The 13,019-nt window shown below is 68.3% G+C and carries 17 protein-coding genes; 7 read left to right on the plus strand and 10 right to left on the minus strand.

Features of this window, described 5'->3' with window-relative positions; all coding sequences use genetic code 11:
* Together FW784_RS14360 and FW784_RS08220 are read left to right on the plus strand one after the other, a co-directional pair.
* Positions 1-337, plus strand: a 337-nt coding sequence (locus FW784_RS14360) for an efflux RND transporter periplasmic adaptor subunit (RefSeq protein ID WP_235893620.1), incomplete at its 5' end; no start/stop codon positions are given.
* 220 nt (positions 338-557) lie between these two features.
* Complete coding sequence (locus FW784_RS08220) at positions 558-1,460, plus strand: CHAD domain-containing protein (protein ID WP_187770728.1); 903 nt, start codon at positions 558-560, stop codon at positions 1,458-1,460.
* 152 nt (positions 1,461-1,612) lie between these two features.
* On the opposite strand, the gene FW784_RS08225 is transcribed toward FW784_RS08220, so the two are convergent.
* Positions 1,613-2,005, minus strand: a complete 393-nt coding sequence (locus FW784_RS08225) for a cupin domain-containing protein (RefSeq protein WP_149352866.1) — start codon at positions 2,003-2,005, stop codon at positions 1,613-1,615.
* 558 nt (positions 2,006-2,563) lie between these two features.
* On the opposite strand from FW784_RS08225, the gene FW784_RS08230 reads away from it, so the two are divergent.
* Complete coding sequence (locus tag FW784_RS08230; protein WP_187770729.1) at positions 2,564-3,814, plus strand: MgtC/SapB family protein; 1,251 nt, start codon at positions 2,564-2,566, stop codon at positions 3,812-3,814.
* A gap of 44 nt (positions 3,815-3,858) precedes the next feature.
* Here the strand turns inward: FW784_RS08230 and FW784_RS08235 are convergent, their stop codons facing one another.
* Genes FW784_RS08235 through FW784_RS08265 form a run of 7 tightly spaced genes read right to left on the minus strand, consistent with a single transcriptional unit; the run spans position 3,859 to position 8,423 of the window.
* Positions 3,859-4,839 carry a c-type cytochrome gene (locus FW784_RS08235; protein WP_149352868.1) on the minus strand — a complete coding sequence of 327 codons (981 nt, stop codon included), beginning with the start codon at positions 4,837-4,839 and terminating at the stop codon, positions 3,859-3,861.
* On the minus strand, positions 4,836-5,447 hold the full coding sequence (locus FW784_RS08240) for a c-type cytochrome (RefSeq protein ID WP_205123582.1): 612 nt from the start codon (positions 5,445-5,447) through the stop codon (positions 4,836-4,838). Before FW784_RS08240 ends, FW784_RS08235 begins: the two co-directional genes overlap by 4 nt.
* Positions 5,448-5,486: 39 nt before the next feature.
* Positions 5,487-6,053 carry a DsrE family protein gene (locus tag FW784_RS08245; protein ID WP_187770730.1) on the minus strand — a complete coding sequence of 189 codons (567 nt, stop codon included), beginning with the start codon at positions 6,051-6,053 and terminating at the stop codon, positions 5,487-5,489.
* Between the two features lie 4 nt (positions 6,054-6,057).
* Positions 6,058-6,822, minus strand: coding sequence for an MBL fold metallo-hydrolase (locus tag FW784_RS08250; RefSeq protein ID WP_205123583.1), 765 nt, complete (start codon positions 6,820-6,822; stop codon positions 6,058-6,060).
* Positions 6,819-7,259, minus strand: a complete 441-nt coding sequence (locus FW784_RS08255) for a protein tyrosine phosphatase family protein (RefSeq protein WP_187770731.1) — start codon at positions 7,257-7,259, stop codon at positions 6,819-6,821. The genes FW784_RS08250 and FW784_RS08255 overlap by 4 nt, the downstream gene beginning before the upstream one ends.
* Before the next feature lie 31 nt (positions 7,260-7,290).
* The gene (locus FW784_RS08260) at positions 7,291-8,070 is read right to left on the minus strand and encodes a sulfite exporter TauE/SafE family protein (RefSeq protein ID WP_205123585.1); all 780 of its coding nucleotides are present in this window, start codon (positions 8,068-8,070) and stop codon (positions 7,291-7,293) included.
* A 2-nt stretch (positions 8,071-8,072) separates the two neighbouring features.
* Positions 8,073-8,423 (minus strand): ArsR/SmtB family transcription factor, encoded by a 351-nt coding sequence (locus FW784_RS08265; RefSeq protein WP_149352873.1) that lies wholly within the window; start codon positions 8,421-8,423, stop codon positions 8,073-8,075.
* 88 nt (positions 8,424-8,511) lie between these two features.
* Between FW784_RS08265 and FW784_RS08270 the strand changes: the two genes are divergently transcribed.
* The 3 genes from FW784_RS08270 to FW784_RS08280 are packed head-to-tail and all read left to right on the plus strand — an operon-like array spanning position 8,512 to position 10,219.
* On the plus strand, positions 8,512-9,384 hold the full coding sequence (locus FW784_RS08270) for an MBL fold metallo-hydrolase (protein ID WP_149352874.1): 873 nt from the start codon (positions 8,512-8,514) through the stop codon (positions 9,382-9,384).
* Positions 9,381-9,806 carry a YeeE/YedE family protein gene (locus FW784_RS08275; RefSeq protein ID WP_149352875.1) on the plus strand — a complete coding sequence of 142 codons (426 nt, stop codon included), beginning with the start codon at positions 9,381-9,383 and terminating at the stop codon, positions 9,804-9,806. Before FW784_RS08270 ends, FW784_RS08275 begins: the two co-directional genes overlap by 4 nt.
* Complete coding sequence (locus FW784_RS08280; RefSeq protein WP_149352876.1) at positions 9,803-10,219, plus strand: DUF6691 family protein; 417 nt, start codon at positions 9,803-9,805, stop codon at positions 10,217-10,219. The genes FW784_RS08275 and FW784_RS08280 overlap by 4 nt, the downstream gene beginning before the upstream one ends.
* 126 nt (positions 10,220-10,345) lie before the next feature.
* On the opposite strand, the gene FW784_RS08285 is transcribed toward FW784_RS08280, so the two are convergent.
* A complete protein-coding gene (locus FW784_RS08285) occupies positions 10,346-11,743 on the minus strand; it encodes a hypothetical protein (protein ID WP_205123584.1) in 1,398 nt (465 codons plus the stop codon).
* A 441-nt stretch (positions 11,744-12,184) separates the two neighbouring features.
* Positions 12,185-12,412 (minus strand): cation transporter, encoded by a 228-nt coding sequence (locus FW784_RS08290; protein ID WP_149352878.1) that lies wholly within the window; start codon positions 12,410-12,412, stop codon positions 12,185-12,187.
* A gap of 162 nt (positions 12,413-12,574) precedes the next feature.
* Here FW784_RS08290 and FW784_RS08295 point away from each other — a divergent pair.
* A partial coding sequence (locus FW784_RS08295) for a copper ion binding protein (RefSeq protein WP_149352879.1) occupies positions 12,575-13,019 on the plus strand: 445 nt, incomplete at its 3' end.

Raw genomic sequence — 13,019 nt, forward strand, 5'->3', positions numbered from 1 at the left:
GGGCGTCGAGGAGCAGCGCGTCCCGGTGGTAGTGCGCTTCGTGCGGCCACCGCCGCCGTTGGGGGACGGCTACCGCGTCGATGCGCGCTTCGTGGTGTGGCGCGGCTCCGTGCCGTCGCTGCCGGTGTCCGCGCTGTTTCGCGACGGAACGCGTTGGGCCGTGTATGCGATCGAGGACGGGCGGGCGCGCCTGCGCCACGTGCAAGTGGGCCACGTCGGCGAGGACCGGGCGGAGATCCTCGCGGGTCTGCGCCCCGGGGCAGTGGCGATTGCGTATCCGGGCGACTCGGTGCGCGAAGGCAGCCGGGTGGCCGCGGGTGCAACCGTCGAGAGATGAAGCGTGGGAGGCGCGCGGCTTCGATGCTTGATGCCCGGCAACGCGAACCGCGCCATATGCCGCGGGCGCGGCGATGCCTCGCCGTCGACCCGCGGACGTTTCACGACTCGGTGGCCGAGCGCACGCGTCGGCGCCAAAGGTCACGGCGCATCTTCGCGCATCAAACACGCACTCACTTCTGCTTAACCCGCCGTCCGCCGGCGCTCGATACGGTTCGCGGATGAGCTACCGGTTCAGCGCCCGCAAACCCGTCGACGTCGAGTTCCGCGCGATCGCGCTCGAACAGATCGCGCTCTGCCACCAAGCCGCGCAGTCAGGCGATGTCGACGTTCCGCACGAGATCCGCAAGCACTGCAAGAGGCTGCGGGCACTCTTGCGTCTGGTACGCGGATCGTTTTCCGGCCACGCGCGCGAACAGCGCGTGGTGAGCCAGGCCGCGGACGAACTCGCACTGCTGCGCGACATCGCCGCCCAACGCGAAACGCTGACCCGACTTAGGCAACGCGACCCCCAGCGCTACGGGGTGCACGAACTCGAGCTCGCTGACACGTGGCTTGCCGACCAGCAACGGTCGGAGGCCGCGACGCACGCCCAGGCGGCCGCGGTGCAGCGCGCCCTCGATCTACTCGATGGGCAACGCCACCGCGTCCCGGACTGGACGTTGCAGGCCAAGGGCTTCGCCGCGCTTTCGGACGGGCTCACCCATACCTATCGGCAGGCGCGGCGATGCCTGGCGCTGGCCTTGGAGGAGCCGACCGCCGAGCACTTCCATGAGCTGCGAAAGCACGCGAAACACCATCGATTCCACATGGAGCTGCTGCAGCCGCTGTGGAAACGACCGATGCAAGCGGCCATCGAGGAATTGGAGCTGCTCGGCGAACGCCTGGGCGAACACCATGACCTGCATGTTCTCGCGACGACGCTTGCCGATGCGTCGCGCGGCACCGAGGGTCTCGACCCCGTGTGGCTGAAAGAGTTCGTGCGGCCGGAAATGCGCCGGCTGGAGCGACGCGCGCTCTACGTCGCGCGCCGCGCGTTTGCGGAAAAGCCGTCCCGGTTCCGAGCACGGCTTGGCGCGTACTGGCAGGTTCAAGCGAAGAAGGGGCGCCGGTTCGCGCGCTAGCGCCGTGCAGCCGAGCGAGATTCGCAAAGGTTCCCCAGAGCTGCACCGGAGCACTTGCGCGATGGGCGAAGAGACCGGAGGGCGGTGCCGGCTTCGCGCGATTGGGTCGGCCGCCTCGAGTCAAGCACAAGATTGGTCTTGCCGGACGCTGGTCATTCGGTCGTCTTACCGTCGAAGTGTTCGCTGTCTGCCTCGGCATCGGCAGCCGTGCGGTGCACGACGCCGTCCCGATGATTGGGCGGGGCGTAGATCGTGTAGAGCTTGAGCGGGCTACCGCCGGTATTGATGATGTTGTGGCTCGCCCCGGCGGGAACGAGGATCGCGAACCCGGCTTTGATCGGCGTTCGCGCGCCGTCGATGATCGCTTCCCCGGTGCCGTCCTCGACGCGGAAGAATTGATCCAGCGTGTGAACCTCCGAGCCGATTTCTTCGCCGGGCTTCAACGCCATGACGACCAGCTGGCAGTTCCTCGCGGTGTACAGCACGCGGCGAAACGCCGCGTTGTCCAGCGCAATGTGTTCGATATCCTTTGCAAAGCCTTTCACTCTGCATCTCCCGGGTGCGCCAGCTGCCTGATTCGGGCGAGGCCTTTTGCCATTTCCATCGCGACGTGAGTACGGCGGTGCCGGAGTCGCTCCAGACCGGAATCGCCCGACGCAAAATGCCAAACGCCCGGTCCGCTTCGGCGCGTCTGCGCCCCAGCCGGCTGGTGGTCGTTGGCTCCATATAAATAGGAACGCCGCCGCCTCGCTCTGTAGTTGACCCGTGTCAGGATTCGGGCGCAGCTGCGGTCGCCCCCATGTCTGATCGCATCAGCGACGCGGAGGCGGGCGCCGTGCAATCGAGCGGTGATCAGCAGTCACACCCGCGACGCAGGACCGCTCATCGGAGCGGTGGAACCGCGCGCCGTCGTAACCCCTTCCATCGCAATACGATTCCCCAGGCCTTCTACCGCGGAAGCGTGGCCCTTGTGGCGTCGCACGGCCGGTCGCTGGCGACGCTCGATTCGCGTCGCTGCCGCGCGTGCGCATGGGCGTCGTCGGCGCGATCGATCGATCGACCGGCAGTCGAACAACCCGCGGCGCACCCGCCAACGCCCGATGATGATCAGAACGCAAGCGGTTTTCGGCCTCGCTGTCGCACTCGGGATCGGACTGCTGGTCGGCATCGAGCGCGAACGACGACGCGACACGCAGCACCCGTCCTGGGCGGGCCTGCGCACGTTCGTGCTGGTGGCGCTGGGGGGCAGCCTGTCCGCGCTGCTGGGCCCGGAAGCGCTCGTCGTCGCCGGCGCCTTCACGGCATTGGCGGCGCTTGCGGCGTGGGGCCGGGCCGCTGCGCGGGATTCGGGGATGACGACGGGCTTCGCGATGCTCGTGGTCTTCCTGTGTGGGGCGCTCGCGCAGCGTGACCCGGTGCTGGCGGCGGGCAGCGGCGTGGTCGTCGCGGTGCTGCTCGCCACCAAGTCGCGCCTGCACCACTTCGTGCGCCACGGGCTGACCGCGCAGGAGCTGCACGATCTCCTGCTGCTCGCTGCGGCCGCGACGATCGTGCTCCCCATGCTTCCGGATCGCACCATCGATCCGTGGGACGCCCTGAATCCGCGTCGGTTGTGGTTGCTGGCCGTCGTCGTGCTTGGCGTCAACGACGTCAGTTATCTCGCGCTGAGATGGCTGGGCACGCGTTGGGGCCTGTTGCTCGCGGGCATGGCCGGCGGCTTTGCCTCGAGCACGGCGACTACCGCCGCGATGGGACAGCTCGCGCGCCGCGATCGCGACCTGACGTGGCTCGCGGCGTGCGCGGCGATGATGTCGAGCCTGAGCACCGTCGTGCAGCTCGCGATCGTCACGGGTCTGCTGGCGCCGCCGTTGCTGCAGCGTCTCGCGGTGCCCCTGATCGTCACCGGGCTGACGGTCGTGGGGTACGCGGCGCTCGCCGCGGGGCGGTCGCGGGTACCGAAAACGCGTGAGCGCTCGCCGATTCCCGGCCGTGCCTTCGATTTGCGCCACGCGCTCGCGTTCGTCGCCGTGGTGGCCGCAGTCCTGCTGATTTCGGCCGGATTGCGCCAAGCTTTCGGTGGCGCGGGCCTGGGCGTCGCGGTTGGCCTTGCCGGGTTCGCGGACGCGCACGCGCCGGCCGCGTCCGCAGCGCAGCTTGCGGCCGCGGGAAAGATCAGCCTGCCGTTCGCAGCCGATCTGATCGTGCTTGCCGTGGCGACGAATGCGGTGAGCAAGATCGTCGTTGCCGCGTCGGCGGGTGGTGCCGGCTACGTCCTCAGGCTGCTGCCCGGCCTCGCGCTGATGGTCGGCGTGTTCGGTTTGTCTGTTCGACTTGTGCCGATGCTGATGTCCTGAACGAATGCAAGAACGGTCGCGCCGTGCGTTTTTCGTCGCCTCGGTCAGCGACGCGCGCCCGTGCTGCCCAGCAGGTGGCCGTTCACCACCGTGCCGTATTGCGAGTTGGGGTCGTCGTGGAAACGTTTGCGCGTGGTCGCGACGTCGCCCGTGAAGCGCGGATCCTGCGGGCGTTCGTGTGCGTTGACGAACGCCGCGACGTCCCACGCATCCTGCTCGGTCAGCGTGCCGCCGCGACCGAATGGCATGTTGGCGCGGATGAACGCGGCGGCGTTGTCGAGCTGGTGCATGCCGGCGCCCCAGTTGTACGAATCCGGTCCCCACAGTGGCGGGAACACGTAGCGGCCTTCCGCGCGCTGACCGGCGCCGTCGGCACCGTGGCAGAGCGCGCAGTTCGTCGCGAACACACGCTCGCCGCGCGCGTAGTCCACCGGCGCGGGCGGCTTCTTCGACTTCGGATAGCCCGCGCCGGGCAGGGATGCACCCGTCGGCGCGCCTTTCGCCATCCAGTACGAATACGCCTCGAGCGACGCCAGTTCCGGGCTGCCCAGCGGCGGCGCCTTGCCGTTCATGCTGTACACGAAGCAGCCCTGCAAACGTTCGGCGTAGCTGCTCACGCTGTGGGTTTTCGCGCGATACGCGGGGTAGCGCACCCATGCGCCCCACAGCGGTGCGGAGTTCGCGAGGCGGCCGGCGTCGAGGTGACAGTTGGAGCAGGTCAGACCGTTGCCCACGTATTGCGGCGCGATGCGCCCGGTGTCGACGAACAGATCGCGGCCGCGGCGCACCAGATCGCCGAAGGCGTCAGCGGGAATGTTTGCCTCGCCGGGGGGGACGAACACCGTGGCGCTGGCGCCGACGCCCGTTGCCGCTACGGCTGGCGTCGCCACGGTCGATACGGCCTTCGTCGCTCCGGGATGGAAGCGCGGAGCGAGCTGGTCATCGTGATTGCAGGCGACGAGAAGCGTCGCGGTGACCACGGCCGCGGACGCGAGTGCGAGCCGCGGGCGAGGAACGCCTCTCATCGGCTTGCTCCCGCGGCAGCGGCCGGTTGCGTGGACAGCCACTGCGACACGCTGTCGATCTCGCTCTGGCTCAGCTTCGCGGCAGGTGTGCGCATCAGCGCCTGCGGATCGTTTCGTCGCGCGCCGCTCGCGAAAGCCGTGAGCTGCGCGGCGATGTAACCCGCTGGCTGGCCGGCGATGGACGGGAAAGCCGCACCAACGCCGCGTCCGCCCGGCCCGTGACACTGCACGCAACCGGGCACCCCCTTCGACCATGCGCCGCGTGTTGCGAGCCATCCGCCCGGCGCCGTCGCCGGTGCGGGCGCCGCGGCGAGAGGGGCGGGGGCGGGCAATGCGCCGTAGTAGTTCGCCATGGCCGCACGGTCGGGCGCCGACAGCGCCTTCGCGATCGGAGACATGATCGGGTTGTCGCGTCGACCGCTCGCGAAATCTTCGAGCTGCCGTGCCAGGTACGCGCTGTGCTGCGCCGCGAGCCGCGGGAAATTTCCCTGGCCCTGGCCCTTGTCGCCGTGGCAGCTCGAGCACGCCGCGACGCCGGCGCCACCCGAGCGAGCAAGCGTGGCCGGATCGACCGCGTTGGCTGCGCCGGCGTATGCGAGGACGACCATCAGAACGGTTACGACCAGGGCTGCACGCGGCATGGCGCCTTACTCCGGTACCACCGCGTATCCCTTCGCCTGCAACGCGACGAGCGTGGTCATCGCCGACAGGTCACGCCGCACCGATGCGTCGACGTCGGCTGCGTCGATCTTCTGGCCGTGCAAGGCCTGGCTGCAGACAGCGACGACCGCACCGGCATCGCGCAGTGCGCGAATCAGCGGCAGGTTGGGATTGCCGTTGGCAGCGACTTCGGGATGACGCGTGCGCCATGCCACGTCGGTGAGCACGGACGTCGTCGCGGGCCCGGAGATCACCACCACCACATCGCCGGGCTGGATCGTGCGGCCGGCAGCGCCGAGCAGGTTGAGGAAGCGCGCCGCACGGTCGAGCGCGGGCAGCACCTCCGTCGGCGACGAAGCCGCGTGCGTCGCTGGAAATGCGACGCGATAGCGCATGGACGGATCGACCTGCACGCCGGCATCGGCGGCTTCGAAGGGTGCACCGAAGCCGGGTATCGCAACGAACGCGGCATGCTTCACAGGCGCCACTGTCTGGCAGGCGCCGAGCAGTAGCGACAAGGCAGCTGCCGCGAACAAATGAACGGGACGGACCATCGCATCACCCCTGGGGACTCTCGGCCATCTGCGGACGATACACACGAAGCGCATCGGGAAGATCCGGTGGACAAACGCCGCATGCCCGGTTGCCTGGCACGGCGTAGTCGATGAATTTCGGATAGGGCAAGTCGAGTTTCGCCATCAGTTCGACGAACGATTCGATCGTGCGGTCGCCACCGAGCCGGGGATTGCGCTGCTTCTCCTGCGCGATGCTCGATACCCAACGGCCCTGGTAGTCGTGCGCGGGATAGACGAGCGTCTCGCCCGGCAGAGCGAACAGGCGGCCGCGTACGCTTTCGTAAAGTGTCCGCGCATCGCCGCTCTGGAAATCCGTGCGGCCGCAGCCGTCGATGAGCAACGCGTCGCCGGTGAACACGCGGTCGCCCGCGCCGATCGCAAAGTGATTGTCCGTATGTCCCGGCGTGTGCATGGGATCGAGCCACAGTCCGCCGACGTGCAGGGGAACGCCGTCTTCGATACCGACGTCGGTGCAGGGCAGTGAGTCGAGCGCGGGCACGGCGATGCGGCTGCCGACCTCGCGCTTGAGCAGCGACGCCGACGTGATGTGGTCCGCGTGGATGTGCGTGTCGACCGTCATCACCAGCCGCAACCCGAGGTCGTTGACGGCCTGGAGGTCGCGCTCCCACGCGGGCATGACCGGATCGATCAGCACGGCCTCGCCGCTGTCGGCGCAGCCGAGCAGGTAGGTGTATGTCGACGACACCGGCTCGAAGAGCTGGCGGAAGATCATGCGGCTGGTGTTCACCGTCGCGCGCCCTCGCGTTCGGCGAGCGCGACTACGGCGGGCTCGAGCGCTTTGAGTCCCGCAGCGCGACCCAGTTCGAGCGCCGCGTCGATCGTGCGGCCGCGGTTGAGGGCTTCGTCGAGTGCCACCATCGCGCCCACGCGGTTGGCGCTGGCGCAGTGGATCAGCACGCCGCCCTCGCGTCGAGCCTTGTCGAGCAGCGCGCCGAAATGCTGCGCGCGTTCGCGGTCGAGATCCGCCGCGCCGGTGATGGGAAACGCTACGTATCCCAGGCCGAGCCGCCCGGCTTCAGCCGCTTCGTCGTAGTCGACGGGCTCATCGGCTGCACGCAGGTTGATCACGGTGCGCACGCCCGCACGCTCGAGTTCGGCGAGTTGTCCGGGCGTGGGTTGCCCGCCTGCGTAATGGTCTTTGGCGTAGCAAGTCGGTGCGGTCACGGAACCTCCGAAAGGGGACAGGCGTGGAAGGTCAGATGAGTCCGAGTTCGCTCGCAGTGCGGTACAGCATGTAAAGCGCGACACCGACGATGAGGACCGCGAGCACCATGCTCAGCGCGCCCTTGCGATCCGCGAGGCGGGTGGCGATCCGCGTGCCGAAGAAGCTGCCAACGGCGCCGCCGCAGACGAATATCCCCGCAAGCGGCCAATCGATGAGGCCGGAAGTCGCGTAGCTAAGTGCCGTCGTCAGCCCGAACGCGGTAACCGCGACCAGAGAGGATCCGACCGCGAAGAGGATCGGCATGCCCGTCGACGCGATGAGCCCCGGCACGACGAGGAAGCCGCCGCCAATTCCGAAGAAGCCCGACAGCAGGCCGGTGGCTGCGCCTGCGCCCAGCAGTTTGGGCGCGTTGCCGCGATTGAGCACGACCGTGGGATCGCCTTCGCGCCCCCGCGAGCGGAACATGAGGCCTGCCACGACCAGCATCAGCAGCGCGAACAGCGCCAGCAGCTTCTGGCCGTCCATTGACTTGCCGAGCATGGCGCCGAACCACGCACCGACCACGCCTGCGAGGGCGAACGTAGCCGCGCAGCGCCACTTCACGTTGCGCTTGCGAGCGTGTCCCGCCAGGCCGATGAACGCGTTGGCGGCGACCGCCAGTGCGCTGGTGCCGATGGCGACGTGCGGATCGCGCACACCGACCAGGTAGACCATCAGCGGCACGGCCAGGATCGAGCCGCCGCCGCCGACCAGCCCGAGCGTAAACCCGACCGCGCCGCCGGCCAGCAGGCCGAGCAGTATCTGCATCAGTGTCATCGGCCGGTCTCCTGGCTGCCGCAGTAAGCCGCATACAACGCGTCCAGCACGGTGGCCGCGGGGCCTTCGGCGAGCGAGTAGTAGATCGTCTGCGCGTCGCGGCGCGTTTCGACAAGCGCCATCTCCCGCAGCACCGCCAGGTGCTGGGAAAGCGCCGACATGCTCAGCCCGGTGATCGGCTGCAGTTCGCCAACGGACGCTTCCCCGTCCACCAGCTGGCACAGCACCAGCAGCCGTGCGGGATGCGCCAGCGCCTTGAGCAGCGCAGCCGCTTCATCGGCATGACGCGACATTTCCTCGGGAGAGGGGAAGCTGCGGGCGCTGGACTTCTTCGCGGTTCGGGCCATGGCGGCAGTATTTTAGTAATTGCTTGACAACACAGAGTGACGAACCTACTTTAGTAACTACTAAAGTGCAAATGCGAGGCACGCCAACATGAATCCGCGTGTGCAGAGTTTCTACGACCCGGCGACCTTCACGTTTACGCACGTCGTTTACGACGACGACGGTGGGCGGGCAGCCATCATCGATCCCGTGCTGGACTACGACAGCGTTTCCGCCCGGACGTCCACGGCATCGGCGGACCGCATCCTCGACTTCGTGCACGAGCGGCAGCTGGCCGTCGACTGGATCCTCGAAACGCACGCGCATGCCGACCATCTCACCGCCGCCGCGTATCTGAAGGCCAAGACCGGCGCGAAGGTCGCGATCGGACGGGGCATCACGCAGGTACAGGCGCGCTTCCAGGCGCTGTTCGGCCTCGACCCCGGTTTCACTCCCGATGGCAGCCAGTTCGATCGACTGCTGAGCGACGGCGACACGTTCCCGATCGGTTCGCTCGAGGCCCGGGTGCTCGCGACGCCCGGCCACACGGATGACAGCCTGACCTACGTGATCGGCGACGCCGCGTTCGTGGGCGACACCGTGTTCGCACCGGAGACGGGCACCGCGCGCACCGACTTCCCCGGCGGTGATGCACGCAAGCTCTACCATTCGATTCGCCGGCTGTTCGACCTGCCGCCGCAGACGCGCCTGTTCCTCTGCCACGACTATCCGCCAGCCGAACGCGCGGCCCAAGCGCAGCGTTCGCTAGGCGAAGAGCGCGAACGCAACGTGCACGTGGGCGGCCACGCGGATGAGGAGGCATTCGTGGCCATGCGCACCACGCGCGACGCCACGCTGCCTCCGCCGAAGCTCATCCTGCCGGCACTGCAGGTCAACATCCGCGCGGGGGAACTGCCGCCCCCGGACGCCAACGGCATCCGCTACCTGCGCCTGCCGCTCAACCGTATCGGAGGTGCGACGTGACGTCTGCATGGTTGCTTGCGCTGGCTGGCGGCGTACTGATCGGCCTGTCGGCCACGCTGCTGCTCTGGCTTAACGGCCGCGTCGCCGGCGTCAGCGGCATCCTCAACGGCGTCGTCCTACCGCGCGCTGGTGACGTGGCCTGGCGTGCAGCGTTCCTGTTGGGATTGATCGCTGCGGCCAGCCTGTACATGGCGCTGGTACCGGGCGCGCCGCAGCCGCGCGTGGACTTTCCGCGCGCCGGGTTGGTGGTCGCCGGGCTGCTGGTGGGCTTCGGGACGCGCATGGGCAACGGCTGCACGAGCGGCCACGGCGTCTGCGGGATCGGGCGGCTCTCGATGCGTTCGCTGGCGGCCGTCGCGACCTTCATGGCGACTGCGATCATCACCACGTTCGTCATGCGCCATGTAGGGAGCGGGTCATGAAGCCAGTCTCGTTGGCGGCGCTCGCCTCGGGCGCGCTGTTCGGCGTCGGCCTCGCCATGTCGGGCATGACCGATGCGCGCCGCGTGCTCGGTTTCCTCGACGTTTTCGGTGACTTCGATCCCACGCTGATGTTCGTTCTCGGCGGCGCGGTGGCGACCACGATGCTGCTGTTCCGATTCGTGCTGCGACGCGGCAGCCCGGTGCTCGGCGACACGTTCCACCTGTCGAACCTGCGACACGTCGATCGCCGCCTGCTCGCGGGCGCGGCGATCTTCGGTGTCGGCTGGGGCATCGCCGGCTACTGCCCGGGGCCGGCGCTCGCGGGCCTGGGCGTGGCATCGGTCGAGGCGCTGTGGTTCGTGCCGGCGATGCTCGCGGGTCTGCTTCTGCACCGGGTGACCAGCCGCGATTGAGTCGGCGAGGGCGAGCCGCAACGTCGCAACTGATCGGGTAGCGATCGCTTTACGCCGCGGATGGCGGTGCAGCGGCGCGAGTCACCCTGCGCAGCGCACGCCACCCACGTTTTCGTCAGCGCGACGTCAGTCGAGTTTCAGCCGTACAAAGGCCATCGCACCGAGCGGATGGTTGCTGCCGTACGCGTCGCGCAGGCTGTCCGGGATGAAGTTCACCGCGAACAGGCCGCCGGCCCCCAGCGACAGGTGCTGGGCAACCTTGAAATCACGCACGACGCCCAACGACATCTTGCTGACCGTGTACGCGGGCCCATGCGCGCCTGCCGACTCGACGAGCTCGCGGTTCTCCGTCGTTTCGCCACGTCCGAATACGGTCCACTCGCCGTGCTTCAACGACGCCTCGGCCGCGAACGCATCGTCGTTCGTTTGCTCGCCGTCGTGGTCGATCGACTTGCGGCCCCACGCGAGCGTGCCGGCGACCATGACGCCTGGCGCGACTTCGCGCGCGTACAACGCGCTTGCAGACAGACGCTTCTGGTTCACGCCCGGCTCGAGCTGCTCGGGGTCCTTGAAATTGCCCCAGCTGCCCTGCAACGCCAGCGACGCGGTCGGGTTCCACGAGGCGCGCACCGCGGTGGAATCCAGCGCGCCGGTCTCGATGTTCCAGCGGTGCTGGTCGGGCTCGCGCGCGTTGAAGCGACTGACCTCGAGCTTGGCGCGATCCACGACGACGCCCGCCGTCAGCACGCCCATGCTGATGTGCGTCGAGTCGAGCCAGTGATGCGTGATCGGGGCTTCGGGGGAATCCATGATCGCTTCGCGGTGCATGAATGCCGGGGGGCCAAACGCCGGCTCACCGGGCAGGCCGGCGTATACGAACACGCTGCTCTTGGCGCCGATGTTCTGGGATACCGAGGCCGCGAGTTCCATGAAGAAATCGTGCGGATGCTGCCGGTCGACGAGGCGCTCCACGCCGTTGGCGGTTTCGCCCGACGCGAGCAGCAACGGGTAGCCGCGGGGTCCCATCAGCGGGTCGGGACTCAGCATCGCCTTGAACTGCAGCGTGCCGTTGCCGAGCGGGCGCTGCGCCATGCCCATCAGCATGCCGGAGGCAAAGGTGCCGGTGTCTCCGCGCTTGCCGGACTGGTGGTCGTAAACCATGTTCAGCGCACCGTGCGCCATCAGCATCCAGTCGCCGCGCATCGCGTGCAGGCCTTCGTGCATCGACGCGTCCGGCTGCCACGCGGTGCCGGAACTTTCGCGTGTGCCCCGATAAGGGCCGAACGCGCCGCGCATCGCGCCGTCATGTGACATGCCCGGCATCGGCATGCGCATCGCCCCCATGTCCGGGTCCTGCGTCGCCGGATGATCCATTTGCGATGGATCCATCTGCATGTGATCCATCGAGGAATGGTCCATCTGCGCGTGATCGGCAGCGGGCGGCTGCATCGTTGCGTGGTCCATCGCGTCATGGTCCATCGCTGCGTGGTCCATGGTCGAATGGTCCGCCTGCGGCTGACTCATCGTGGCGTGGACCATCGCCGAGTGGTCCATCGATTGCATCGCCGCCGGTGCGGGAGCGGCGCGCGCTCTGGTCGCCGGCGGCGTTGACCGCTTCGCGCTGGCGCCATGAACGTGCTGTGCCGCGGCGGGCGCGGGCAGAGCCGCAAGGGCGGCCGCGACGGCCGCCGCGAGCAGAAGTGGGGATTTCATGATTCGTGCTCCAGAAGATGCGCGGACGCGGATGCTCCGACATGGCGCAGGTGGCTTCACCAGGGTTCGCCTGTCCGCAAGGGTAGGGCGGTTTCTCGAGGGACGCAGCGCGGGGTGGTTTTGTTCAGATGCGCATTGTCGGACGTCCGGGGGAGGGTCGGGTCGCTGGCGGGGCTCGGGGGCCGATTCAATGCGGCGTCGACCGCGTTGAGCGTCTGCACCTGTCCGGCAACCGGTTGCGCCACCTCAGGCTTACGGCTTCGAGCAGCAGCCCGTCTTTGGCGCGGCGGCTGCGGTGTCCACCACCGTATAGCCCTCGCTTTCGATGGCTCGCCGCGCGCTGGCTGCGTCGTCGACACCCTCGACCTCGACCGTGCCGGTCGCGAGGTCAACCTGCGCCGACCCGCCGATGGCGGCGATCGCCTTCTTGACCGCACGTTCGCAGTGCCCGCATGTCATGCCTTCTACATTCAAGCGCATCTTCGTTCTCCTACGCGGTTTACCCGCCTTGCAGCAAGCGTCGGGCTTACACCCATGGGAAGGTCAACCGATGCAGGCAGCGGCCGTGGGTGTCCGTTCAGCGCTTGACCTTCCCGTCGTGGGAAGGACGAGGCTGTACGGATCGATTCTGCAGGCGCTCAAATGAACACCACGACCCATTCGATCCGCTTCCCCGTGCAGGGCATGACCTGCGCGTCATGCGTCGGCCGCATCGAACGCGCGCTCCTGAGGCTTCCGGGCGTGCAGGACGCGACGGTCAATCTTGCGACGGAATCCGCCGAGATCCGTGGACCGCAACTGCCGGCGCTGGGCGCGGTGGTGCAGGCGATCGAGGAAGCAGGCTACGGCGTCGAAACGCAGGAAACCGACCTGATCATCGACGGCATGACGTGCGCGTCCTGCGTCGGTCGTGTCGAGCGCGCGCTGTCGGACGTGCCGGGCGTCATCGACGCATCCGTCAATCTCGCCACCGAGCGGGCGCGCGTGCACACCGCCGGCCCGCCGGACCTCGCACAGCTCATCGGGGCTGTGAGCGACGCCGGTTACGCCGCGAAGATCCCGCAGGCCGGCCGCGAACACGCGCACG

The organism is Cognatilysobacter lacus (genome assembly GCF_008274655.1).
GTDB classification, from domain to species: Bacteria; Pseudomonadota; Gammaproteobacteria; order Xanthomonadales; family Xanthomonadaceae; genus Cognatilysobacter; species Cognatilysobacter lacus.